Source organism: Actinoplanes sp. NPDC051537 (genome assembly GCF_055586105.1).
The window spans coordinates 137,622-160,352 of sequence record NZ_JBVJIU010000015.1 but is presented as its reverse complement, the minus strand read 5'-3'; the positions used below and the strand labels follow the sequence as shown (position 1 = coordinate 160,352).

Annotated in this window: 27 protein-coding genes and 1 tRNA gene; 15 read left to right on the top strand and 13 right to left on the bottom strand. The window is 70.6% G+C overall.

Features of this window, described 5'->3' with window-relative positions; translation table 11 throughout:
* Position 1: 1 nt before the first annotated feature.
* Both ACZ6TB_RS33335 and ACZ6TB_RS33330 read right to left on the bottom strand, forming a co-directional pair.
* Positions 2-1,246, bottom strand: a complete 1,245-nt coding sequence (locus ACZ6TB_RS33335; RefSeq protein ID WP_465561218.1) for a TerC family protein — start codon at positions 1,244-1,246, stop codon at positions 2-4.
* 9 nt (positions 1,247-1,255) lie between these two features.
* Complete coding sequence (locus ACZ6TB_RS33330; RefSeq protein ID WP_465561215.1) at positions 1,256-1,810, bottom strand: pentapeptide repeat-containing protein; 555 nt, start codon at positions 1,808-1,810, stop codon at positions 1,256-1,258.
* 473 nt (positions 1,811-2,283) lie between these two features.
* On the opposite strand from ACZ6TB_RS33330, the gene ACZ6TB_RS33325 reads away from it, so the two are divergent.
* The 5 genes from ACZ6TB_RS33325 to ACZ6TB_RS33305 all read left to right on the top strand — a co-directional run bounded on the left by ACZ6TB_RS33325 (position 2,284) and on the right by ACZ6TB_RS33305 (position 6,242).
* Complete coding sequence (locus tag ACZ6TB_RS33325) at positions 2,284-2,721, top strand: hypothetical protein (protein ID WP_465561212.1); 438 nt, start codon at positions 2,284-2,286, stop codon at positions 2,719-2,721.
* 105 nt (positions 2,722-2,826) lie between these two features.
* The gene (locus tag ACZ6TB_RS33320) at positions 2,827-4,380 is read left to right on the top strand and encodes a signal peptidase I (RefSeq protein ID WP_465561209.1); all 1,554 of its coding nucleotides are present in this window, start codon (positions 2,827-2,829) and stop codon (positions 4,378-4,380) included.
* A gap of 21 nt (positions 4,381-4,401) precedes the next feature.
* Positions 4,402-4,875: an SLATT domain-containing protein gene (locus ACZ6TB_RS33315; protein WP_465561206.1), complete on the top strand. Its 474-nt coding sequence runs from the start codon at positions 4,402-4,404 to the stop codon at positions 4,873-4,875.
* Positions 4,876-4,938: 63 nt separating this feature from the next.
* Entirely contained in the window at positions 4,939-5,316 is a 378-nt protein-coding gene (locus ACZ6TB_RS33310; protein WP_465561203.1) for an SgcJ/EcaC family oxidoreductase, read from the top strand.
* Between the two features lie 5 nt (positions 5,317-5,321).
* On the top strand, positions 5,322-6,242 hold the full coding sequence (locus ACZ6TB_RS33305) for a sigma-70 family RNA polymerase sigma factor (protein WP_465561200.1): 921 nt from the start codon (positions 5,322-5,324) through the stop codon (positions 6,240-6,242).
* On the opposite strand, the gene gap is transcribed toward ACZ6TB_RS33305, so the two are convergent.
* Both gap and ACZ6TB_RS33295 read right to left on the bottom strand, forming a co-directional pair.
* Positions 6,217-7,206 (bottom strand): type I glyceraldehyde-3-phosphate dehydrogenase, encoded by a 990-nt coding sequence (gene gap / locus ACZ6TB_RS33300; RefSeq protein WP_465561197.1) that lies wholly within the window; start codon positions 7,204-7,206, stop codon positions 6,217-6,219. The two genes, ACZ6TB_RS33305 and gap, sit on opposite strands and share 26 nt — an antisense overlap.
* Positions 7,207-7,270: 64 nt before the next feature.
* Positions 7,271-8,212, bottom strand: a complete 942-nt coding sequence (locus ACZ6TB_RS33295) for a GlxA family transcriptional regulator (protein WP_465561194.1) — start codon at positions 8,210-8,212, stop codon at positions 7,271-7,273.
* A 37-nt stretch (positions 8,213-8,249) separates the two neighbouring features.
* Here ACZ6TB_RS33295 and ACZ6TB_RS33290 point away from each other — a divergent pair, with 37 nt between their 5' ends.
* Entirely contained in the window at positions 8,250-9,374 is a 1,125-nt protein-coding gene (locus tag ACZ6TB_RS33290; RefSeq protein WP_465561192.1) for a winged helix DNA-binding domain-containing protein, read from the top strand.
* A gap of 7 nt (positions 9,375-9,381) precedes the next feature.
* Here the strand turns inward: ACZ6TB_RS33290 and ACZ6TB_RS33285 are convergent, their stop codons facing one another.
* Positions 9,382-11,493 carry a galactose oxidase-like domain-containing protein gene (locus ACZ6TB_RS33285; protein ID WP_465561189.1) on the bottom strand — a complete coding sequence of 704 codons (2,112 nt, stop codon included), beginning with the start codon at positions 11,491-11,493 and terminating at the stop codon, positions 9,382-9,384.
* Between the two features lie 169 nt (positions 11,494-11,662).
* On the opposite strand from ACZ6TB_RS33285, the gene ACZ6TB_RS33280 reads away from it, so the two are divergent.
* From ACZ6TB_RS33280 to ACZ6TB_RS33255, 6 genes are all read left to right on the top strand, one after another.
* On the top strand, positions 11,663-12,457 hold the full coding sequence (locus ACZ6TB_RS33280; protein WP_465561186.1) for an AfsR/SARP family transcriptional regulator: 795 nt from the start codon (positions 11,663-11,665) through the stop codon (positions 12,455-12,457).
* 96 nt (positions 12,458-12,553) lie between these two features.
* Positions 12,554-12,973: a hypothetical protein gene (locus ACZ6TB_RS33275; protein WP_465561184.1), complete on the top strand. Its 420-nt coding sequence runs from the start codon at positions 12,554-12,556 to the stop codon at positions 12,971-12,973.
* Between the two features lie 71 nt (positions 12,974-13,044).
* Positions 13,045-13,965 carry a hypothetical protein gene (locus tag ACZ6TB_RS33270; RefSeq protein WP_465561181.1) on the top strand — a complete coding sequence of 307 codons (921 nt, stop codon included), beginning with the start codon at positions 13,045-13,047 and terminating at the stop codon, positions 13,963-13,965.
* Complete coding sequence (locus ACZ6TB_RS33265; RefSeq protein ID WP_465561179.1) at positions 13,955-15,109, top strand: efflux RND transporter periplasmic adaptor subunit; 1,155 nt, start codon at positions 13,955-13,957, stop codon at positions 15,107-15,109. Before ACZ6TB_RS33270 ends, ACZ6TB_RS33265 begins: the two co-directional genes overlap by 11 nt.
* 32 nt (positions 15,110-15,141) lie before the next feature.
* Complete coding sequence (locus tag ACZ6TB_RS33260) at positions 15,142-15,810, top strand: ABC transporter ATP-binding protein (RefSeq protein ID WP_465561176.1); 669 nt, start codon at positions 15,142-15,144, stop codon at positions 15,808-15,810.
* Positions 15,807-17,021: an ABC transporter permease gene (locus tag ACZ6TB_RS33255; protein WP_465561174.1), complete on the top strand. Its 1,215-nt coding sequence runs from the start codon at positions 15,807-15,809 to the stop codon at positions 17,019-17,021. The genes ACZ6TB_RS33260 and ACZ6TB_RS33255 overlap by 4 nt, the downstream gene beginning before the upstream one ends.
* A gap of 1 nt (position 17,022) precedes the next feature.
* Here ACZ6TB_RS33255 and ACZ6TB_RS33250 read toward each other — a convergent pair whose 3' ends face one another.
* The 4 genes from ACZ6TB_RS33250 to ACZ6TB_RS33235 form a co-directional block, all read right to left on the bottom strand.
* Positions 17,023-17,340, bottom strand: a complete 318-nt coding sequence (locus ACZ6TB_RS33250) for a hypothetical protein (protein WP_465561172.1) — start codon at positions 17,338-17,340, stop codon at positions 17,023-17,025.
* 29 nt (positions 17,341-17,369) lie between these two features.
* Complete coding sequence (locus tag ACZ6TB_RS33245; RefSeq protein ID WP_465561169.1) at positions 17,370-17,819, bottom strand: hypothetical protein; 450 nt, start codon at positions 17,817-17,819, stop codon at positions 17,370-17,372.
* Positions 17,810-18,232: a hypothetical protein gene (locus ACZ6TB_RS33240; RefSeq protein WP_465561167.1), complete on the bottom strand. Its 423-nt coding sequence runs from the start codon at positions 18,230-18,232 to the stop codon at positions 17,810-17,812. Before ACZ6TB_RS33240 ends, ACZ6TB_RS33245 begins: the two co-directional genes overlap by 10 nt.
* Before the next feature lie 71 nt (positions 18,233-18,303).
* Complete coding sequence (locus ACZ6TB_RS33235; RefSeq protein ID WP_465561165.1) at positions 18,304-18,774, bottom strand: hypothetical protein; 471 nt, start codon at positions 18,772-18,774, stop codon at positions 18,304-18,306.
* Between the two features lie 247 nt (positions 18,775-19,021).
* On the opposite strand from ACZ6TB_RS33235, the gene ACZ6TB_RS33230 reads away from it, so the two are divergent.
* The gene (locus ACZ6TB_RS33230; protein WP_465561162.1) at positions 19,022-19,708 is read left to right on the top strand and encodes a pentapeptide repeat-containing protein; all 687 of its coding nucleotides are present in this window, start codon (positions 19,022-19,024) and stop codon (positions 19,706-19,708) included.
* On the opposite strand, the gene ACZ6TB_RS33225 is transcribed toward ACZ6TB_RS33230, so the two are convergent.
* A complete protein-coding gene (locus ACZ6TB_RS33225) occupies positions 19,692-19,880 on the bottom strand; it encodes a hypothetical protein (protein ID WP_465561159.1) in 189 nt (62 codons plus the stop codon). The two genes, ACZ6TB_RS33230 and ACZ6TB_RS33225, sit on opposite strands and share 17 nt — an antisense overlap.
* A gap of 17 nt (positions 19,881-19,897) precedes the next feature.
* On the opposite strand from ACZ6TB_RS33225, the gene ACZ6TB_RS33220 reads away from it, so the two are divergent.
* The gene (locus ACZ6TB_RS33220) at positions 19,898-20,026 is read left to right on the top strand and encodes a TetR family transcriptional regulator (RefSeq protein WP_465561157.1); all 129 of its coding nucleotides are present in this window, start codon (positions 19,898-19,900) and stop codon (positions 20,024-20,026) included.
* 345 nt (positions 20,027-20,371) lie between these two features.
* Here ACZ6TB_RS33220 and ACZ6TB_RS33215 read toward each other — a convergent pair.
* Positions 20,372-20,445: transfer RNA gene (locus ACZ6TB_RS33215), tRNA-Met, on the bottom strand.
* Between the two features lie 33 nt (positions 20,446-20,478).
* Complete coding sequence (locus tag ACZ6TB_RS33210) at positions 20,479-21,891, bottom strand: MFS transporter (RefSeq protein ID WP_465561154.1); 1,413 nt, start codon at positions 21,889-21,891, stop codon at positions 20,479-20,481.
* A gap of 102 nt (positions 21,892-21,993) precedes the next feature.
* Here ACZ6TB_RS33210 and ACZ6TB_RS33205 point away from each other — a divergent pair, with 102 nt between their 5' ends.
* Positions 21,994-22,386: a MarR family winged helix-turn-helix transcriptional regulator gene (locus tag ACZ6TB_RS33205; RefSeq protein WP_465561151.1), complete on the top strand. Its 393-nt coding sequence runs from the start codon at positions 21,994-21,996 to the stop codon at positions 22,384-22,386.
* Here ACZ6TB_RS33205 and ACZ6TB_RS33200 read toward each other — a convergent pair.
* Positions 22,383-22,634 (bottom strand): DUF4242 domain-containing protein, encoded by a 252-nt coding sequence (locus ACZ6TB_RS33200; protein WP_465561149.1) that lies wholly within the window; start codon positions 22,632-22,634, stop codon positions 22,383-22,385. The genes ACZ6TB_RS33205 and ACZ6TB_RS33200 overlap by 4 nt on opposite strands.
* Between the last annotated feature and the right edge of the window lie 97 nt (positions 22,635-22,731).

Genomic DNA, 22,731 nt, shown 5'->3' with positions numbered 1-22,731 from the left:
CTCAGGCGCCCGCCGCGCCGGAGCGCCCGCCACCCGCGCCGGCGGGGGCGAAGCAGCGACCGGTCGCGACCCGCTCCTCGTGCACCTCGTGCGCCTTCTGAAGCAGCTCCATGAGCTCCTCCTCGGCCCGCACCCGGGCCCGGTACTTCTCCGGGAGGCTCTTGAGGTGGGTCTCCTCCTCGAGGAGCTTGTGGAAGATCTCGTCGCAGTACGCCGGGTCGGTCTCGATGTCCAGGAACTCGGTCGCATGCCGGCGCGCCGCCGCCACGTACGTCTGCGCCCGTCCCTTGGGGCTCAGGAGCGACACCACGACCGTGATCAGCAGAATGGCCACGATGAGCGCGAGCGAGAGGCCGGTGGAGATCTCCGCCGTGTGGATGGGCTCGCCGTCGTTGATGAACGGCACGTTGTTCTCGTGCATGGCGTGCAGGACCAGCTTCACGCCGATCAGCGCGAGGATCGCCGCGAGGCCGTAGGAGAGGTAGACCAGCCGGTCGAGCAGCCCGTCGATCAGGAAGTACAGCTGGCGCAGGCCCAGCAGCGAGAACGCGGTCGCGGTGAACACGATGTACACGTTCTGGGTGAGTCCGAAGATCGCCGGGATCGAGTCGAGGGCGAACAGGATGTCGGTGCCGCCGATCGCCACCATGACGAGCAGCATCGGCGTCATGACCCGGCGGCCGTTCTGCACGGTGAAGAGCTTGTCCCCGTCGTACACGTCGGAGGTGCGCAGGACCCGGCGCGCCAGCCGGATGATGATGTTGTCCGGGGTCTCCTCGTCGTCGCCGCCCTGCTGGCGCAGCAGGTTGCCGGCCGTGACCAGCAGGATCAGCCCGAAGATGTAGAACACCCAGGCGAACGAGTTGATCAGCGCGGCGCCCAGGAAGATGAACCCGGTGCGCGCCACCAGCGAGACGGCGATGCCCACGAGCAGCACCTTCTGCTGGTCGGCCCGGGGCACTTTGAAGCTGCCGAGCAGCAGCAGGAAGACGAAGAGGTTGTCGACCGACAGCGCCTCCTCGGTCACGTACCCCGCGAAGTACTCGGCCCCCGCCTGCCCGCCGGCGAAGATCAGGAGACCGAGCCCGAACAGGATCGCGATCGAGACGTAGATCGCCGTCCACCGGGCCGCCTCGCCCAACGAGGGTATGTGCGCCCGGCGTACGTGGAAGAAGAAGTCGAAAAGCAGCAGACCGATGATGCCGAGTACGGTCAGCAGCCAAACCAAGCCCGACACGTGCTGCATGGCCACATCCTAGGGATCGGTGACCGCCGCGCGCAGTTGGGAACCGGTGAGGAAGAGGACACCGGTGAGATCGGCCCCACGCAGATCGGCCCCGCGCAGGTCGGCGCCGGTGAGATCGGCCCGGCGCAGATCGGCCTCGCGCAGGTCGGTCCCGATCAGCAGCGCCCCGCGCAGGCTCGCCCCCCGCAGATCGGCGCCGCGCATCTTCCGCCCGATCAGCTGCGCGCCGCGGTAGTCCTTGCGCGCCGTGCCGGCCCGGGCCAGATGGCTCGCTTCCTGCAGCAGCGGGTTCGCTTCCCGGCGTACGGCGTCAATGTCAAGATTGTGAAGTTCGGCGGCCGTACCACCCGCGAGCCGGTCGATCTGCGCGAGCATCTCCCGCATCTTCGGCCGTACGCGTTCCGCGGCGTCCAGTTTCAAGGCCTCGGTGAGCAGCCACATCAGCTCATGCAGCGGCCGCACCCGATGCAGCAGGGTGAGCATCGCCGGTTCGCTCCGCCAGTCCCGCCCGCCGAACGTCTCCTGGGTGATCCGCTGCCCCGCCCCGAAGCAGTCGAAGACCACACACCCACGAAACCCGTTGTCCTCGAGCCGCTCGTGAATCCCGCAGCGAAAGTCGTCCCGCAGATTAGGACAGGGCGTGCCGGCCGCTTTGGTGATCGCAAAGTCTGACGATTTAACGAACGCCGGAGCCACGCAGCAGAGCCCCGCGCAGCTGCCGCAGTCGGCTTCGAGGAGTCGTTCGCCCATTTGACCAACTCTCTCAGACCGCATGGCCGCCGCGTCCCGCGCGCCCGACCCGAGACGGCTGAGCCCGTAGCACGGCCCGTGGTGCGCCTGTGTCGAATTCACAGGAAATAGCCAGAAAGCGGTGCCAGAAACCCTCACCGGCTCCGGCCCCTTGGCCGATTCATCAGGTGTCCAGGCAGGCAAGGAAGCCCGCCAACACGAGCACGAGCCCGGCGGAGCCGGGTTTCAGCCAGGGGGCCGACCGGCCAGATGGCTACCAAACCAGGGGGAACGATCCTATGCGCAGCATGCTTCAGCTCCTCGGCGGAGTCGCCGTCGCCGGTGCCGTCGCCGCCGGCTCCACCGCTTTCACCGGTGGCGGCCTCATCAAGACCTCGCTCAGCGCCACCGACGACGCGTTCATCGGCGGCTCGGTCGCCCAGTCCGTGCACGGCGCGAGCCTCACGTCCCTGAAGTTCGAGCAGGCGACCGACCCGAGCGGCGTCAACCACGTGCTGGGCGCGACCATCGTGTTCGACGCCAACACGCCGATCGGCGCGGCGGTCACCATGACCTCCGACGGCACGCCGGACTTCACCAACACTGGCGATGGCTACTACTGCTCGGCTGTCGCCCTGAACGTCAGCGCGCACCAGTCCATCTGCACCGTGGGTAACAGCAGCACACACGACACCAACGACTTCTACAAGGCCGTCACCAGCGTGACCATCGGCGTCACGAGCTGACCTGGTTCGGTGATGTAGCCCCGGTCCACCGGGTGTAATGAAGGGTGTCCGCGGCCGCAGCAGAGAACGGACGTCGCGATTCACCTGGGTGCCAAACGTTATGCCATGGCCGCCATCATTCTGATGGCGGCCATCGGCGCTTGGGTGGCCCTCACCGGCCAAATCTCCTACGTCATCACTTACGGCGTAAGCATGAATCCGGTCTATTACCAGGGTGACCTCGTCCTGGTCGTTCGCGCCGATTCGTACCAGGTGGGGCAAATCGTTGCCTATCATGGCACCAAGCCCGGGCAAAAGGTTCTCCACCGCATCATCGCCGGAGACGCTACGTCCGGATTTGTCTTCAAGGGAGACAACAACGAGTCCGTCGACCCCACGCGGCCCCGTGGCGACAAACTGATCGGGCGTGCCTTCCTGCACGTGCCCAAGGTGGGCATGTTCGTCAAGCCGCTGCTCAGCCCGACCGGACTCGGGATGCTCGGCTTCCTGGTGGTCAGCGCCGGCGCGACGACGCCTCGTAATCGCCGCGAAGTTCCCCGGGGGCGCAGGAAGAAGAAGGTGAAGGCGATGGCACGCCAAGGCGGTCCGCAGGCGATACTCATGGCGGCCGTGCGAGCGACGTCGCGACTTCCAACACCGCTTCGGATCATCGCGATCGCCTCGGCCGCGCTCGCCCTCAGCGGCATCGCTCTCGCCGTGCTGGGATGGCTCAAGCCCGTCCTGATCACGAAACCCGCGACCGACGGCCAGTCGATGACTTTCTCGTACTCGGCCGATGTCGGGCATTCCCCGGCTTACGACGGCACCAAGGTCATCGGGCCGGACCCGATCTTCCGCAAGCTTGCGAGCCGCATCGACGTCCGGATGCGCTACCAGGGACGTGCCGGATCGGTCACCACGGTCACCACCCTCCGCGCCGCCAACGGCTGGCACACCGTCTTTCAGACATCGGAGACCAAGAGATTCACGGGTTCCGAGTACGAGGCAACGTTCGATCTCGACCTGAAGGCCATCGACGATCGCGCCAAGGCGGCCGGCAAGGCCATCGGCCTAGACCCGGGCGCGATCGAGGTCGCGGTCGCTCCGAAGGTCGTCGCGGCCGGAACCGATACCTTCTCGCCGGTGTTCCGGCTCAGCGTGACCCCACTCATCGTGACCATGGGCAGCGGGAGCAGCCTCACGAACACGCGGGTAAGCAGCCCGGAACTCGCGGATCGCACCCTCGATGTCCTCGGACGGCCGATCCTGACCGCGGCGAGCGCCCGCACCTGGGGAGTGTTCCTGGTGTTTCTCGCCGCGGCGGGCGCGGCCATCGTTTTGCTGTTCGCTCGACGAACGAAGCCGTTGCACAGTCGCGCGGAGATCGAGCGCCGCTTTCCGCAGTTGCTCGTGCAGGTCGAGCCGATGGCCAGTCCTCCCGGGAAGCCGGTCGTCAACGTCGACAACTTTCCCGCCCTGGTCAAGCTGGCCGAACGCTACGGCCAGATGATCCTCACCTGGCGGCGCCCCGATGCGGACGACTTTGTCGTTCGGGATGAGGGGATCACCTATCGGTATCGGGTTCCGCTCGATGAGCCGCTTCTGCAGAACGTTGAGATGATCAACCGGCCGCCGGGGGCCGGGACTCATCGGCGCAAGGCCTCGTCCGAGGTGTCTTGACCTGACCGGCAGACTGGGCCAGTGAACCGCGCTCAGCGACAGCAGCTCATTGCGATCGACGATCGGCTTTCCGAGGAGGATCTGGCCGATCGGGCGCTCGTCTACTCGTTGCGGCAGGCCGAATGGTATCGGGCGCAGATGCGTCGCACTCGGTATCGGTATGTCGTGTCGGAGTCGGCGGCTCTGTTGCTGGCGGGGGCGGCCACCGTGCTGGCGGCGCTCGGGGCGCCGGCCTGGATCACCGCGGTGGTGGCGGCCTCGGTGGCGTTTCTGGCGGGTCTGCGCCGCATCGTCTCGTGGCACGACGACTGGCTTTCGGCCTCCGAGGCGCGCGCCAAGGCCTCGGCCGCGATCAGTCAGTACCGGATTCTGCCGGTGGGCGAGCGGACCCTCGAACGGCAGCAGGAGCTGGTGTCGGCGATCGACTCGCTCGTGGTCGACGAGACGCGCAGCTGGGGGCGGCGCCGGCGGGAGAAGACGCAAGCCGAGCGATGAATGCAGTACGCGGCGGCGGTATGTATTCGCGACACTGCCTCTGCGGCTCGAAGGAGATCGGCAATGACGAACGAGATCGCCGTCAAGGAACTGTTCGCGAAGATGGGCGCCGCCTGGGACGCCAATGACGCGGCGGCCTTCGCGGCGCACTACACCGACGATGCCAGCCTGGTCACGACCACCGGGCGGGCGCAGGGCCGGGACGAGATCCGGGCGTTCATGACCGCCGGGTTCGCCGGGCGGCTGGCCGGCTCGACCTCGGCCGAGCGGCCCGAGCGGGTCCGGTTCCTGGGCGACGACGCGGCCGTGGTGGAGGCGATCAGCGCCTTCCGTCTGCCCGGCACGGCGACGGCCGACGAGCGGCGCTCGACGTACGTGCTGGCCCGCGAGGGCGACGGCGACTGGCGGGTCGCGGCCTATCACAACTGCGCCCTGGTCTGATTCCCGTGACGGCCAGGGAAGACTTCGAGACTCGCACGGTGCCCTACCGGCGCGAGCTGCTGGCCCACTGCTATCAGATGCTCGGCTCGGTGCACGACGCCGAGGATCTGGTGCAGGAGACGCTGCTGCGGGCCTGGCGTGCCTTCGACCGGTTCGACGACCGGCGGGCCTCGATGCGCACCTGGCTGCACCGGATCGCGACCAACGCGTGCCTCACCGCCCTGGAGGGTCGCGGCCGCCGGCCGCTGCCCTCCGGGCTCGGCGGGCCGAGCGACGACGTCAACGCCCCGCTCATCCCGGCCCGCGAGGTGACCTGGGTCGAGCCGATCCCGGATCCGGCCGTGGTCGTCGCCGACCGAAGCCGCCTGCGGCTCGCGCTGATCGCCGCGATGCAGATGCTGCCGCCCCGGCAGCGGGCGATCCTCATCATGCGCGAGGTGCTGGAGTGGTCGGCGGCCGAGGTCGCCGACGCCCTCGGCACGACGCCGGCCGCGGTGAACAGCGGGCTTCAGCGGGCCCGGGCGCAGATCGGCAAGATCGGCGAGGACCAGGTGGACGAGCCGGACGAGAAGGAGCAGCGGGCGCTGATCGACCGGTACATGACGGCGTTCGTGAACACCGACCTGACCGCCCTGGGCGCGCTGCTCACCGAGGACGTGACGCTGGAGATGCCGCCGATGGCCGGCTGGTTCGCGGGCCGCGAGCATTTTGTCGGATTCATGGCCCGCGCCTACGCGATGCGCGGCACGGATTGGCGCATGGAACACATCGCCGCAAATGGACAGATGGCGGCCATCGCCTACGTATCCGAAGAGCCGCACTCAATCCAGCTTTTTACCATCAAAGAAGAAAAAATCAGCCGGGCCGTGGTGTTCACCGACCCGGCGATCGTCCAAAGGTTTACAGCAGAGCCAGCGTGTCGATGACCCGGTTGGAGAAGCCCCACTCGTTGTCGTACCAGGCCACGACCTTCACGTGCCGCCCGTCGACCCGGGTCAGCGCCGAGTCGAAGATGGACGAGGCCGGGTTGCCGACGATGTCCGCCGACACCAGCGCGTCGTCGGAGTACTCGAGGATCCCGGCGAGCGGCCCGTCCGCCGCCACCCGGTAGGCGGTCAGCACCTCGTCCCGGGTCACGTCGCGGGCGACGGTCGTGTTCAGCTCGACGATCGAGCCCACCGGCACCGGCACCCGGATCGAGTCGCCGGAGAGCTTGCCGTCGAGGCCGGGCAGCACCTTGCCGATGGCCTTCGCGGCGCCGGTCGTGGTCGGCACGATGTTCACGGCCGCGGCCCGGGCCCGGCGGGGATCCCGGTGCGGGCCGTCCTGCAGGTTCTGCTCCTGCGTGTAGGCGTGCACCGTGGTCATGAAGCCGTGCTCGATCCCGGCCAGCTGATCCAGCACGAAGGCCAGCGGCGCCAGCGCGTTGGTGGTGCAGGACGCGTTGGAGACGATGGTGTGGACGCTCGGGTCGTACGCCTGGTTGTTGACCCCGTACGCGATGGTGACGTCCGCGCCGTCCGAGGGCGCGCCGACCAGCACCTTGCGGGCCCCGGCGTCGATGTGGGCCCGGGCGGCGGCGGCCGAAGTGAAGCGGCCGGTCACCTCGAGCACGACGTCGACCTCGAGCGCGGCCCAGGGCAGCCGGGCCGGTTCGCGCTCGGCCAGCACCTTGATGCGGTGGCCGTCGACGACCAGGGTGTCGCCGTCGACCGTGACCGGCCGGCCGAGGCGTCCCGCGGTCGAGTCGAAGGCGAGCAGCCGCGCCAGGGCGGCCGGTTCCGTGAGATCGTTGACCGCGACGACCTCGAGCTTGGTGTCGCGCTCGAGCAGCGCGCGCAGCACGTTACGTCCGATGCGGCCAAAACCGTTGATGGCGATGCGAGTCATGCATCAAGCCTCGCCGCATCGAAAGGGCAACGACAGCGGCGCGAGCGCCACGGTCCGCAAGGATCTAGCCAAGGAACGTACGGCGATACGCGGTTGGCGTGGTGCCCAGAACCTGCTGGAAATGGCGGCGCAGATTTGCGCCCGTGCCCAGGCCGACGGAAGCGGCGATCTGCTCGACGCCGCGCGACGACAGCTCGAGCATCTCGCGGGCGGCGTCGATCCGGGCGCGCAACAGCCACTGCATCGGCGTATATCCGGCGTCCTCCACGAACCGCCGTGAAAAGGTGCGCGGCGACACCGCCGCGTGCCGGGCGAGGATCTCGAGCGTGAGGTGCTTGTCGAGCCGCCCCAGCGCCCACTCCCGGGTCGCCGCGAACCGCTCGCCGGCCGGCTCGGGCACGCTGCGCGGCACGTACTGCGCCTGGCCGCCGCTGCGGTGCGGCGCCGCGACGAGCCGCCGGGCCGCATGGTTGGACGCCGCCACCCCGACGTCGCCGCGCAGGATGTGCAGGCACAGGTCGATGCCGGAGGCGGCGCCGGCCGAGGTGAGCACGCTGCCCTCGTCGACGAACAGCACGTTCTCGTCGACGAGCACGTGCGGGTATTTGGCCGCGAGCTGCCGGGTGTAGTGCCAGTGCGTGGTGGCGCGCTTGCCGTCGAGCAGGCCGGTGGCGGCGAGCGCGAAGGCGCCGGTCGAGATGGCGGCGAGCCGGGCGCCGCGGTCGTGGGCGGCGATCAGGGCCTCGACCACGGCCGGCGGCGGATCCTCCCGGTCGGGGAAGCGGAACCCGGGGATGAAGACGATGTCGGCCCACGCCAGCGCGTCGAGGCCGTCGGCGACGTAGTAGGACAGGCCGTCGCCGCCGGTCACGAGGCCGGGCGCCGGGCCGCAGACGCGCACCTCGTACGGCATGCTCGCCCTGGTCGTGAAGACCTGCGCCGGGATGCCGACATCGAGCGGTTTCGCGCCCTCCAGCACGAGGACGGCGACACGGTTCAGGCGCACGGGGCAAGAGTAAGGCGAGCCGTGCCACCATGACGCGATGCGCCACGTGACCGACGACGAGCGGCGGGCCCGGCTGGCCGTCCGGCATGCGCTGGCGCCCGCCCACCGGGTGGCGACGCCGGAGGACGCCACGAGGGCGATGACGGTGCTGCACGCGACCGAGCCGGCGACGGTCTATCTCTCGGCCTGGGCAAGGATCAACCAGGCGGACGTACGCGAGATGCACCGCGCCCTCTACGCCGACCGGTCCCTGGTCAAGCAGCTGGCCATGCGCCGCACCCTGTTCGTCTTCCCGCGCGAGCTGCTGCCGGCCGTCTGGCCCTCGGCGTCGGCCCGGGTCGCGGCGACCGAGCGGGCCGCGATCACCAAGGACGCCCCCGACGCCGGCTGGCTGGACCGAGCCCGGGCCGAGGTGCTCACCCTGCTCGCCGATCACCCGGCCGGCCTGCCCGCGGCCGAGATCCGCAAGGCGATCCCGCTGTTCGACGGGACGGTCACGGTCACCCGGGCGCTGGTCCACCTGGGCGCCACGGCCGACATCGCCCGCGGCGAGAACACGGCCGGCTGGCACACCTCCCGCCCGCGCTGGACGCTGATGGGCGACTGGCTGGGCGAGGTGCCGCCCGCACTCGACGGGGACGCGGGCTATCGCGAGCTCGTACGCCGCTGGCTGCACAGCTTCGGCCCGGGCACCGAGGACGACATCGTCTGGTGGCTGGGCGCCACCAAGACCGTCGTGCGGGCGGCCCTGGCGAGCCTCGAGGCGGTCCCGGTCACCCTCGACGGGAACGCGACCGGATGGCTGCTCCCGGGCGACCTCGACGAGGTCGCCGACCCGGGCCCGTGGGTGGCGCTGCTGCCGGTGCTCGACCCGACGGTCATGGGCTGGAAGGGGCGCGACTTCTATCTCGGCCCGCATCGCGAGCCGCTCTTCGACCGCAGCGGCAACGCCGGCACGACCGCGTGGGTGGACGGCCGGGTGGTGGGCTGCTGGGTTCAGGACGAGGACGGCGCGGTACGCGTACGGCTGCTGGAAAAGGTCTCCGACCGGGCGCGCGAGGCGCTCGACACCGAGGCCGCCCGCCTGGCCGCGTGGCTCGATGGTTTCCGCGTTCCGTCCTTGTACGCGTCACCGGCCATGCGCCCGGCGCGAGTGACCTGACCTACCCCTACCACACCCATTTCTGCAGCGTGGCGCCGTTGCACGTGACGAGCATGAGCGCCGAGTAGTTCGTCTTCGCGGCCGCGGCGAGGCACAGCGTGGTCTTCGCGGCCGGCCGGATCGTGCCGTCCGTCCCGAAGTTCCAGGTCTGCGCGGCCGAGCCGTTGCATGTGTAGTCCCAGACCTTCTGCCCGGTCACGAAGTGCTGCGACGGCACGTCCAGGCAGTTGCCGAACACCCGGATCGACCGGTCGGCGGGCATCCGGGTCAGCCCCTGCGCCTTGGTGCCGTTGCAGGCGTAGACCCAGAGGTAGGTCTTGATCGCGATCTTCGAGGACGGCACGTCGACGCACGGGCCGCCGCTGTTCTTGACCTGGCTCAGCACCGGGTTCGGGCCCTTGGCGACCTGCACGATCTTGGCGACCGAGGGGACGCCGGACGCGTCGACGATGAACAGCATGTAGTAGCCCGGGGGCGCCCCGCCGCCGCTCGGCGGGCCGGTGACGGTCAGCGTCGTACCGGAGACCGAGTATTTGAGCGGCACGTAACGCTGCCCCTGGTCGACGCCGTGGGTCACGTCGGCCAGGCCGACCAGCGCGACCTTGCGGACGCTCGCGGCCTGGGCCGAGGTGACGCTGAAGTTCGTGTTGATGCCGACCGTCGCCGGCGCCGTGGTGATGACCGGCCGCGTCGCGAGCGCGCCGCTGCCGTCCTTCTTGAACAGGTACGGCGGGGAGAAGTACTCGATGTTCTTCTCGAGGTAGCCGACGGTCACGCAGATCGCGCAGATGCCACCACCACCGGTCAGCACCCGCCCGTCCGGCAGCAGCGCCGCGGTCGAGTGGTACTGCCGGACCCGGGCCGCGCTCGCCAGCACCCTCCACAGACCGGTCGCCGGATCCCACCGCTCGGCCGCCGTCGCGGCGTGGTCGAGGTCGACGAGGTCGGAGGTCGAGACGCTGGTCAGGCCGCCGGTGGCCAGCACCGAGCCGTCGGCGAGCAGCGTCGCGTTCAGCTGCCGCCGGCCGGTGGAGAGCGAGCCGGTGGTGGTGACCGTGGCGGCGGGCCCGTTGCTGTTCAGGACGACGGCGGTCTTGGTCGGCACCTTCTCGACGCCACCCTCGGTGATGACGCCGCCACCGACGACAAGAGACTTCCCGATGTCGTACGTCGAGAAGCTCCCATACGTGCGAGTGATGGCATCGCGGGTCGCGGTCGCCGTGATGACGCCGGCGCCGGTCGTGGTGAGGGTGTAGCCGGTCGGGTACGGACCGTAGAGGCCGAGCTGGGAGTCCGGCCGGGAGCCCATCATCGGGTAGAGCCGGCCGCCGTACTGGGTGAAACCGGTCAGCGGGCGGATGGCGCCGGTCGTCCCGTACACCTCGGCCGTGGCCGGACCGCCGCCGACGATGACCTCCTCGCCGTTCGCCGTCTCGGCCACCGACGGGTACCAGCGGCCGGCCGCCATGTCCATGCCCCGGGTCCACGTCTCGGCCTGCCAGTCGAAGATGTACGTGGTGACCGCGCCGTTCAGCGACTGGTCCGCGTTGCCGCCCGCGACCAGGATGTTGCCGTTCGCGAGGTGGGCGAAGCCGGCGCAGAAGATGTTCGAGCCCTGCACGTCGACCCGCTTGTACGTGTCGTCGGCCGGGTTCCAGACCATGGCGCGGGTGAAGCTCTGGTCCGGGTACGACTCCGCCGCGTTGTCGCCGACCGAGTCCCAGATCAGCACCTTGCCGTTCGGCAGCACCGCGTCGAAGACCGGCACCACCGGCGTGTCGACGACCGGGCTCCACGACCCGGACAGCCCCGGATCGGTGGCGACCTGGGCCTTCAGCCGGGTGGCGCCGGGCCGCGTGCCGGTCTGCTTCTGGATGCGGGTCGCGTTCTTCGCGGTCTGCGCCTCGATGTCCCGCATCGACGTGCCGGCCAGGTCTTCGGCCGCGTGCTCGCGCTGCTCGTCGGCGTCGCCCTCGTCGTGGGCATGGGCGTGCGCGTGATTCGCGGCTTTTGCCGGGACCGGGCTCCCGGCCGCGTTCGCCGAGTCGAGGGCAGAGGCGCCAAACAGGAACACGGCGGAGAGCACTCCGGAAACGACCAGGCCACGACGCGTGCGCATGCAGAACGCCCCTTCCCCCGCACCCGGGTAGGCGGCAAACGTTAAACCCTCGTTAAGGAGTCCTTCAATATACGAACGGGTGGCCACGGTTACCGAAGGGTCACCGTTTCGGACGTCTACTGTGTATCGTCGCGACTTCGGGGCATGCATGACGGGCTGGAGTTCGTGCGTGAATGCAGTGGGAGAACGTCCGGAAGTTCGGATTCTCGGGCCGGTCGAGGTCACCCGGCCGGGCGGCGATCGGGTCGACCTGCAACCGCAGTGCCGGAAGGTGCTCGCGCTGCTGATCGCGGCGTCGGGGCGGTCGGCCTCCACCGGCCAGCTGGTGCGCTGGATCTGGGGTGACGACGCCCCGTCCCACGCGCCGCAGATGGTGCGCTCCCACATCCGGGTCCTGCGCGGCGCGCTGCTCCTCACCACGAACACGTCCGGTTACCGGGTCACTCCGGACGGTTGCGCCGTGGACGCCGACCAGTTCCGGCACCTGCTCGGCGAGGCGCGCCAGACGCTGCCCGCCGACCCGTCCGCCGCGGCCCGCATCGCCCTCACCGCGCTCGATCTGTGGCGCGGCGCCGAGGCCATGCCCGACGTGGTGGCCGTGCGCAAGCTGCGGGCCGAGGCGGCGTACCTGGAGGAGCTGCACAGTCAGGCCGAGGAGCTGGTGGTGCTGGGCCGGCTGCTGTCCGGCAGCGCCGAGTTCGCCCTGCCCCGGGCCCGGAAGCTGGCCGAGCTCAACCCGAAGCGGGAACGGTTCTGGCTCCAGCTGATGGTCGCCGAGGCGCTCAGCGACCGGATCGTGGAGGCGACCTCGACCACGTTCCGGCGGGCGCGGCGCCACCTCGTCGAGGAGACCGGCCTGTACGCGCCCGGGCTCGACCGGCTCCAGCGGGAGCTGCTCAACGGCGCCCGCTCGGCCGAGCGCCTGCTGAGTCTGATCACGCAGCGCGACCGTACCTGTGCATGACGTTACTTATGCCGAGCTGACCGCTCCGCCTATGCGACGGCTTGAGGCTCATCGATGGGTGGGGCCACCACGCCCCGCACGGGGAAGGGAGACAAGTTGTCCAAGGTGAGCTCGGGCGTGCGCTGGACGCGCGCGGTCGCCGCGACCGGATTCGTGTCCGGCGCCATCCTGTTCGGCGTCGCGACGCCGGCGCTGGCGAACACGAACTTCAACAACGAGTGCGAGTCGTCGGAGGCGTGCATCTGGGAGGGAGACATCTTCGAGCACGCGACCTGGGACTACGAGGGCACCGACACCAATCTCAGCAACAACTACTACCCGTCGACCGGCGACAAGGTCGACAACAACAGCGGCGGCCTGCAGAACCACGGCAACTCGTGCGTCGCCGTCTTCGGCAACAACTACGGCACGCCGTCGCACAGCACGCGGGTCTTCCGGATGGCGGTCGGCGCGACGAAGAGCATCCAGAACACGTCCGACGAGGACACCATCTCCTCGATGTCGTGGTCGTGCTGACCGTTTGACGCTTTGCCGGGCCGGCGGGGGCTTCGTTGGGTCCCCGCCGGCGACCGGTGGAAAGGAACCAGGTGAAACGCGTTCTCATCGCGGCCGTGCTGGCGACCGGCGTGCTGGCCGCCGCGGGCTGCTCGCACGGCGGAAACGCCCAGGCCGTCGCCCCGAAGGCGAGCGCGCCGCAACCGCCGCCGCCCTCGGTGACCGCCACGCCCGCGGTCTCGAACCTGAACCAGGTGGACCTGCCGCTCGACCGGTACACGACCACCGTGGACGAGTACGTCGAGCTCGACTACGCCTCGAAGCTGATGTCGGCCGACTGCATGCAGCGGTTCGGCATCCACTGGAACACCGGTCCCCGGCTCAAGCTCAACGCGCTGCGCGACCGCAGCAACCGGCTGGGCCTGGTCGACGAGGCGGTGGCGGCGCGGGCCGGCTACCACAACGATCCCGCGCACGCCGACGATTACTCGGCGCACGACAAGTCGTACAACGGCGAGGTCTCCGACCAGGTGGCGGTCATCCTCCAGGGCGCCGACCCGGGCAAGACGGCCCCGAAGGGCGTGCCCCAGGGCGGCTGCACCGGCGAGGGCTACCGCAAGGTCGGCTGGAGCCTGGACGAGGACATGTGGCTGCAGGACCTGGCCAACGACGCGATCGAGCGCAGCTTCGCCGACAAGCGCGCCCTGAAGGTGATGGCGGCCTGGAGCGACTGCATGGCCGCGTCCGGCTACCGGTACCCGAAGCCGACCGACGCGGCGAGCGACCCGCGCTGGTGGAAGGACGACACGACGCCGGCCACCAAGGCGGAGAAGAGCACCGCGGTGGCCGACGTCCGGTGCAAGAAGAAGGTCGGCTACCTCGACCAGATGACCGCGCTCCTGACCGCGTACCAGCGGCAGATCGTGGAGACCAACCTGGAGCGGCTGGAGGCCGCGCACCAGCACGTCCAGGACGCGCTGAAGAACGCCGCGGCGGTGGTGAGTGGACACTAGGGGCCGGCGTCGATTCCTGATCGGCGTGGTCACCGGGGCGGTCGTGATGGCGGTGGCCGGCCTCGGCGCGTCCACCCTCGTCAAGTCGCCGCAACAGGTCGCGGCCGAGGCCGCCGCGCCGCCGCCGAGCCTCATCACGGCGAACGTCGAGCGGCGGGTGCTGCGGCAGGCGGTGGTGACCCGGGGCACGGTCGAGCCCGATCGCGCGCTCGACGTCAAGACGGTGCTCGGATCGGGGCGGTCGGTCATCTCCCGGCGCACGGTCAAGGCCGGCGACACCGTGGACGAGGGCACCGTGCTGGCCGAGATCTCCGGCCGGCCGGTCATCGCGCTCGCCGGGCTCGTGCCGCCCTATCGCGACATCCATGCCGGGATGCGCGGCTCGGACGTCTCGCAGTTGCAGGCCGCTCTGCGCGACCTCGGCTACCGGATAACCGACCACGCGGACACGTTCGGCGCTTCCACCGCGCATGCCGTACGCCAGATGTACGCGGCCCGCGATTACGACCCGCCCCTTCTTTCCGCCGCCGAGGCGCCGGAACCGTCACCCTCCGGCACCGCGCCGCCTCCGCCCGAGGTCTACCTCCCGATGAGCGAGGTCTACTACGTCAGGTCACTGCCGGCCCGGGTGTCCTCGGTCAAGGCCGGGCTCGGCGCCGAGGTGAGCGGCCCGATCCTGAGCCTCTCCGTCGGCGACATGGTGGTGCGGGGCCTCCTCGCCCCCGGCGACCGCGACCTGGTCGAGACGGGCATGCCGGTGGAGATCCTGGACGAGACCACCGGCCGGAAGGCGGCCGGCAAGGTCGCGACGATCGGCGCGCTGAAGCAGGGCCAGGGGTCGGAGACCGGCCACCCGATCACGGTGCGTCCGGCCAAGGCGCTGCCCGCCGGCTTCACCGGCGAGGACGTACGCCTCACCATCACGGCCGCCTCCACCGGCAAGGCCGTCCTGGTGGTGCCCGTCTCGGCGATCTTCTCGGCCGCCGACGGCTCGACCCAGGTGCTGCGTGTGCTCGACGGCGATCGGCGTTCTCCGGTCACGGTCCGGACCGGCTCGACCTCGGGCGGCTTCGTCGAGGTGACCGGCGACGGCCTGGCCGAGGGCGACCGGGTGGTCGTCGGGGAACGGTCCGGCGCGTCGTGAGCCTTCTTTCCCCTGTTTCCCTTGTTTCCCTTGTGCCGGCGCCGGTCGTCGAGTTCGCCGGGGTGACCCGGTCCTACCCCGGCCCGCCGCCGGTGCAGGCCCTGCGCGAGGCCGACCTGGTCGTCGGCGCCGGCGACTACGTCGCGGTGACCGGCCCGTCCGGCTCGGGGAAGTCCACCTTCCTCAATGTGGTGGGGCTGCTCGACCGCCCGGACGGCGGCGTCTACCGGCTCGACGGCATCGACACCGCCACCCTGCCCGAACGCGACCGGACCGCGCTGCGCGGCCGCCGGATCGGCTTTGTCTTCCAGTCGTTCCACCTCGTGCGGCACCGGTCGGTGGTGGAGAACGTCACGATGGCCATGATCTACACCGGGGTGAGCCGCCGCACCCGCGCCGGCCTGGCGCTGGAGACCCTGGACCGGGTCGGGCTCACCCACCGCGCGCAGGCCCGGGCCGGGCACCTCTCGGGCGGCGAGGCGCAGCGGGTGGCGATCGCCCGCGCGCTGGTGAACCGCCCGTCGCTGCTGCTCTGCGACGAGCCGACCGGCAACCTGGACAGCGCCAACGCGGCCGCCGTGCTGACGCTGATCGACGAGCTGAACGCGGGCGGCCTGACGATCCTCATGGTCACCCACGACCAGCAGGTCGCCGCCCGCGCCCACCGATCGGTCCTGATGAAGGACGGGGTCCTCACGTGAGCCGCGTGGTGCCACCGACGCGGCTCAGCGTCCGGGACGTGGTCGACGAGGCCGTCGCCGGCATGCTGGCCCGCCCCGGCCGCGCCGCCCTGACCGTCCTCGGCACCCTGCTCGGCGTCGCCGCGTTCGTCACCGTCCTGGGCCTTACCAGCACCGTCGAGGGGCAGATCAGCAACCGGTTCACGGCGCTGGTCGCCACCGAGGTGGTCGTGCAGGACGCCGGCAACGCCACGACGCCGGCCTTCCCCGGCGACGCCGAGCGCAGGCTGGCCGGCCTCAACGGGGTGCGCAGCGCCGGCGTCTTCTGGGAGGTGCCCAACCCCGGCCCGCTCGACGCCCGCCGCCCGACCGCCCAGGACCCGGGCGAGAACTTCAAGGTGCTGGCGGCCACGCCCGGCTACCTGCGGGCGATCCACGCGCGACTGGCCGCCGGCCGGTTCTACGACGCCTGGCACGACGCCCAGCACCAGCGGGTCGTGGTGCTCGGCTCGGGCGCGGCCGGCCGGCTCGGCATCACCTGGGTCGACAACCAGCCGGCCGTCTTCATCGGCGGCACCCCGTTCGCCGTGATCGGCATCGTCGACGACGTCGACCGCCGGGCCGACACGCTGCTCAGCGCCGTGGTGCCGGCCGGCACCGCCGAGGCGCTGTGGGGCGCGGCGCCGACCGGCGGGAGCACGTCGGCCCAGGCCCTGGTCGACACGAAGATCGGCGCGGCCCGACAAATCGGCGGCGAGGCACCGCTGGCCCTGCGCCCGGAGAACCCGGACCGCTTCAAGGTGGTGCTGCCGCCCGACCCGCAGACCCTGCGCGAGGGCGTGCACACCGACCTCGGCACGCTCTTCCTGGCGCTGGCCGCGGTCTGTCTGATCATCGGCGCCGTCGGCATCGCCAACACGACGCTGGTCGCCGTGCTCGAGCGGGTCGGCGAGATCGGCCTGCGCCGCTCGCTCGGCGCCCGCCGCCGCCACGTCGCCACCCACTTCCTGGCCGAGTCGGGCACGCTCGGCCTGATCGGCGGCCTGCTCGGCACCAGCGTGGGCGTGGCCGCCGTGGTGACGGTCGCCGCCCTGCACGACTGGACGCCGCTGCTCCAGCCCGCCACCGTGCTGCCCGCCCCCTTGGTCGGCGCCGCGACCGGGCTGCTCGCGGGCCTCTATCCGGCGTGGCGGGCGAGCCGCATCGAGCCCGCCGACGCCCTGCGGCGCTGAGCTACGCCGCGTCGATGCGGCTGGTGAGCCGGGCCGGATCGGAGAGAACCAGGTACTGCTGGCAGTGCCCGCCGCCGGTCCAGGCGTTGAGACCGTCCGGGGTGACCACGTTGTTGCCGACCAGCACGTGGAGCCCGGTCTCGAAGCCGTCGAAGACGATCGGCGTGGGCCAGTCGGCCACCACGTGCCGGGTGGCGGCGAGATCGAGGCCGAAGTTCCACTCGGACGCGGTGGCGCTCGGGTACTCGCCGCCCATGATGACGGCGCGGGCGACCTTCCGCGCCACCGGGGCGCGCGCGCCGATCGACAGGATGGTCACGCTGTGGTCCGGCGACGAGCGCGGCGACGTCAGGCGGTCACCGGGCCGTCGACCGCGCTGTAGTCGGTCCATCCGGTGCTCTGGGTCTGGCTCGCCCGCCCGTAGGCCTTGACGCCCTTGTAGCTCACGCCGTTCGGCGTCGAGCCGCTGTAGCCGCCGGAGCTCGCGGTGACGACCAATGTGGTCACGACCGAGGCGGCCGGGCACGGCCAGGTGGTGTCGGTCTTGCACAGCACCACGGTGACGGTGACCGGCGCGGCGCCGAACGCCGACGACGTGCCCGCGGCGCCGGTCGCCTGGAAACGGTTGCCCTGCGCCTTGAGGCTCAGGGTGATGACCTTCGGCGCGGCCTCGGCGGTACGCACGGTGCCGGCCCCGCTGCCGGAGGCGCGCCAGTACGCCTGGGCCGGTGCGGCGACCGAGCCGGCGAGGGCCACGGCGGCCAGGCCCGCGACGGCCGCCCGCCCGATCAGTGCCATTGGTCGGCCTGTCCGGTGTAGGTGAGCGGGTACGACACCTTCCGGCACGCGTCCGGCGCCAGGGCCGACAACGTCACGGTCAGGTCGACGACGGCCTGCCCGCGGGCGGCGACGACCGTCTCCGGCGTACCCGAGAAGGTGGTGATGCTCAGCAGGCTCGCCGGGCAGGCGGAGCTCGGCGTGCCCGGGGTCACCGACGCCGAGGTGAGACGGATGGCCTGGGAGTTCGGGTTGGCCACGGTCAGGTGCAGCGTGGACGGCTTGCCGGGAACCAGCCCGGCGACCGATCCGCTGAGCGTGAAGGCATGACCCGGCGACGCGCTCTCCGACCCGGCGAGGGCCAGCTGCCGTCCGCCCATGACTCCGACCGCGGCGACGGCCACGAGGCCGGCCGCGATGGCATATCGCCGCATCTCCGTCATCCTCCACTTCGCTCGGTCGGCCGGGTGTCCGGGCGGGACCAGCCCGCCCGGAGCCCCAGGGGTCAGACGCTCTTGGCGGTGTACGTGATCGTGACCGTCGCGCCCTTGCACGCGTCCTGGTTGTCGTTCGGCAGGTTCGTCATGGCGACGGTGCCGGCGAAGTCCGCGTGGTTGTTCGCCGCGACGCTGGTGGGCGGCGTCGTCAGCGCGACGGTGTACCACGAGGCCAGGCAGCCGGCGGTCGCGTGCGTGCTGTCGACGGTCGGCGCCGCGGTGAGCGTGAACGGCACGTTGAAGGCGTTCGCGTTGGCCACCGTGCCGCTGATCGCCTGGGCGGCGCCGCCCGGGACGAGTGCGGATCCGTTGAACGAGTCCTGCGTGATCGTGAGGGCCTGGCCGGTGGCGGCGGTGCCGGCGGTGCCGGTGCCCGAGCCCTGGGCGGTCCAGTAGGCGTAGGCGGCGGTGCCGGAGACGGCGAGAACGCCGGCCACGATCGCGGCGGCGACGGCCGGCTTGCGGTAGTTGAGCTTCATGTCCGTACTCCTCGAGGGCGTCGGCCCAACCGGGCCGAGAAGTCCTTCGGGGTCGGTTTCGCCTCTTGCTCCCTGCCGAACCTAGGGCGACCAAATCGTCCGGCAGATCATCGCTTTCCCGGCGGCCCACGTGAGCCGCTGCACACAGTTAAGCCGGTCCCTGCTTGACCGAGATCACCCTTTTGGTCAGCCTTTACCGCACCAAAAAGGGCAAATCCATGTGACGCCGATTTCGTAGGGTGTGGCCGTGGCAGTTCGACGAAGCACCACGGCACGACGCCCGCGTCCAGGGCCGCCGCGGCCACCCGCAACGCCGGCGGACCTCCCACCGGCGACCGACATCCAGCTGGCTCTCGAGCACGAGCAGACGGTCGAGGCCGCCGCCTACGACGAGGCCGACCTCGGCGACGCCCTGGCCGAGGGGGTCGAGTTCCGGCAGTGCCGCTTCCGCCGGGCGACGCTCGCCGGCTCGCACCTGCCGCGGGTTCGCCTCGTCGACTGTCAGGTCGAGGCCTCCGACCTGTCGAATCTGCGCGCCGAGGACGCCGCCTTCGAGCGGGTGCGGCTGTCCGGCAGCCGGATGACGGGGCTGGCCGTGAATGGCGGCGTCCTGAGCGACGCCGTCTTCGCCGACTGCAAGGCCGACCTCACGAACTGGCGCATGTCCCGCCTCGACGTGGTCACCTTCGAGGACTGCAACCTGACCGGCGCCGACTTCACCGAGGCCGACCTGCGCGGCGCGTCCTTCACCCGCTGCGACCTGACCGGCGCCCAGTTCCACAAGGCCACCATGACCGGCGCCCGCATCAAGAACTGCACCCTGGACGGGATCGGCGGCCTGACCGACTGGCAGGGCGCCATCGTCCACCCCGACGACCTGCTCGCCCTCTCCTACGCCATGGCAGCCGCCCTCGGCATCATCGTGCGCGACTGATCAGGACCGTCACCGCGAGCCCGACCAGGAACACCGCCTCATGGAAGCGGCGCGACACGAACACCTGAAGGCGGATCAGCGAGAGCAACGTCGCCGGCACGAACAGCAGCCCCGCCGCCGCGACCACGACGGCGGCCCCGGCCAGCTTGCCGCCCGGCACCAGCGCGAACAACGAGACGGCCAGCGGGCGTGACCCGCGACGGCGTGGTGGCAGCGGCGTTGTCGGTCCTCGACGAGCACGGCATCGAAGCGGTAACCGTGCGAGCCGTCGCGACCCGCCTCGGCGTACGGGCGCCCGCACCTTCAGCGGCACCCTGATAACCGACCCCGAGGTCCTGAAGGCCCAGGAGCCCCGGCTGCGGCGCTGGGTCCGAGGCCGACGTGACGATGACCGACGCCGCCGAAGCCCCGTCCCGCTATTCCCCCACCCAACGCGACCAACGCCTGGGCCCAAACGCTCCCTCGGTCTCGGCAACCGGCGCGCAAGCCTGAGGCTCGACCTCGCAGGGCGCAGCCCGGCACCGTGATCACCCACCCACCGCAACCACCCACCCACCGCAACCACCAGTCACCGTGGGGTTTCAGGGGGCTCGGCCCCCTGAGCCAGCATACGAAAGAGTCCCCCGTTCGCGGTGTGTGCGAACAGGGGACTCCCCAACTCTGTAGCGGGGACAGGATTTGAACCTGCGACCTCTGGGTTATGAGCCCAGCGAGCTACCGAGCTGCTCCACCCCGCGTCGGTAGGGAAAGCATACCTCGCGGGGCGGACCCTACGAACGGCGGGTCGAAAGCAGCGGAATCACGTTCAGCAGGAGGCCCGCCACGGCCACTCCGGTGACCAGGTTCAGACCCGGGTGGAACTGGTCGAACCCGGACGAAGCGCCGCCCGAGGAGACCAGGGCCGTGACCACGGCCAGGACCAGGGCGGTCCCGACCTGGCCGGACGACTGCACCAGGCCGGACGCCAAGCCCTGCTCGGAGTCGGCGATGCCATCCGTGGCCTGGGCCATGATCGAGCTGAAGCCGAACCCGAAACCGCCGCCGAGCAGCAGCATCGTGGGCAGCACGGTCACCAGGTAGTGCGGCTGCGTGCCGGCGGTGGCCAGGAACCAGATGTACCCGAGGCTCAGGGACACCATCGCCGTCACGATGAGCGGCGCCGTCCCGTACCGGTCGATGAGCCGGCCGACGAAGGGTGAGCCGAACGCCACGACCAGCCCCGCGGGCAGCAGCGCCAGCGCCATTCGCAGCGGCGCCCAGTGCAGCACGTCCTGGAGGTAGAGCGTCATCATGAACTGGAAGCTCACGTACGAGCCCATCAGCGCGATCATGCTGGCGTTGGCTCGGACGATCGAGCCGATCCGCAGGATGCCGAGGCGCACGAGCGGGTGCCGCACCCGGTTCTCGATCAGGACGAACGCCGCCAGCAGCGTCACCGCCAGCACGAACATCCCGACCGTGACCGGGTCGAGCCAGCCGCGGGCCGGGGCCGAGACGACGGTGTAGACCGCCAGCAGCATGCCGGAGATCAGGGTGGCGGCGCCGGCCAGGTCGTGGCCGCCGGTCGCGGCCGCCTTGACCTTGGGGATCAGGGCGATGCCGCCGACCAGGGCGACCAGGGCGAGCGGCACCGGCACCAGGAAGTTCCAGCGCCAGCCGAGGCTGGTCAGCAGGCCGCCGAGGATCAGGCCGGACGAGTAGCCGCTGGCCCCGAAGACCGTGAAGATCGACAGCGTCCGGTTGCGGGCCGGGCCCTCCGGGAACGTCGTGGTGAGGATCGACATGGCGGTCGGCGCCGTGAACGCGGCGGCCAGGCCCTTCACGAACCGGGTCGCGATCAGCAGGCCGCCGTCGTCGACGAGCCCGCCGATCAGCGACGCGACGGTGAAGACGCCGAGCGCGATCAGGAAGACCCGGCGGCGGCCGAGCAGGTCGGCGGTGCGGCCGCCGAGCAGCAGCAGGCCGCCGTAGCCGAGCACGTAGCCGTTGACGATCCACTGCAGCGAGGTGGTGGACAGGCCCAGTTCGGAGCCGATGGACGGCAGGGCCACGCCGACCATGGAGACGTCGAGGCCGTCGAGGAACAGGACGGCGCAGAGAACCGCGAGCACTCCCCAGAGCCGAGGGGTCCAGCGGAGCTCGGACGGCGCCGCGACGACGGGCATGGGTTCTGTGATAGTCACGGCGGCGACGCTATATGCGTACGCATAGAATGACAACGCATAAGAGTCCTGCGCAACAAATGCAGGTGCATCGGTGGTGTTACGCGGGTAGGATGGCGCGACATGGAGGCCGAAGCGGAGCTCGTCGAGCGGTGGCGCACGCTGTTGTCCAGCTACAACACGGTGGCGGTCCCGCTCGAGCGCGCTCTCCAGGAGGCGCACGGTCTCACCTTGAGTGACTTCGAGACCCTCGATCGTCTCACCACCAAGGACTGTGACAAGCGACGCATGCAAGATCTCGCCGCCGCCATGTACCTCAGCCAGAGCGCCCTGTCCCGCACGGTCGCGCGCCTGGAGAAGGGCGGCCTCGTCTCGCGCACCCACTGCGAGGACGACCGCCGCGGGGTCTTCGTCGAGCTCACCGAGGCCGGGCTTCGCCGGCACGCCGAGGCCCGCAAGACGCAGCTCGCGGTCCTCGGCGCGCATCTGATGGCGACCGAGGCGGCAACGGTCTAAGAGCCCTCCTGCACCTGGTAGATCTCCTCGGCGACCAGCCCGTGCGCCTCGCGGTGCACCGAGTTCGCGGCCTCCGCGGACGGCGCCTCGACCAGGCAGAAGATCTTCCCGTGCGCCTCGTCCACCCAGTACCGCAGGTAGCTGACGTCGTGGCGCCCCTGCGTCTGCAGGTCGGCCAGGTGCGCCTTGGCCACGTCCTCGATCGCGACCCCGCCGTCCACGCTGTGCACATCCATGTAAACCGGCATCTCTCGCCCCTTCACCCACAAAATTCAACGGACGATTCGACCGTACGGTGGGAGAAGCGAGCGAAAATCGGTACCGGTCACCTAGCTTTCGGCCGCC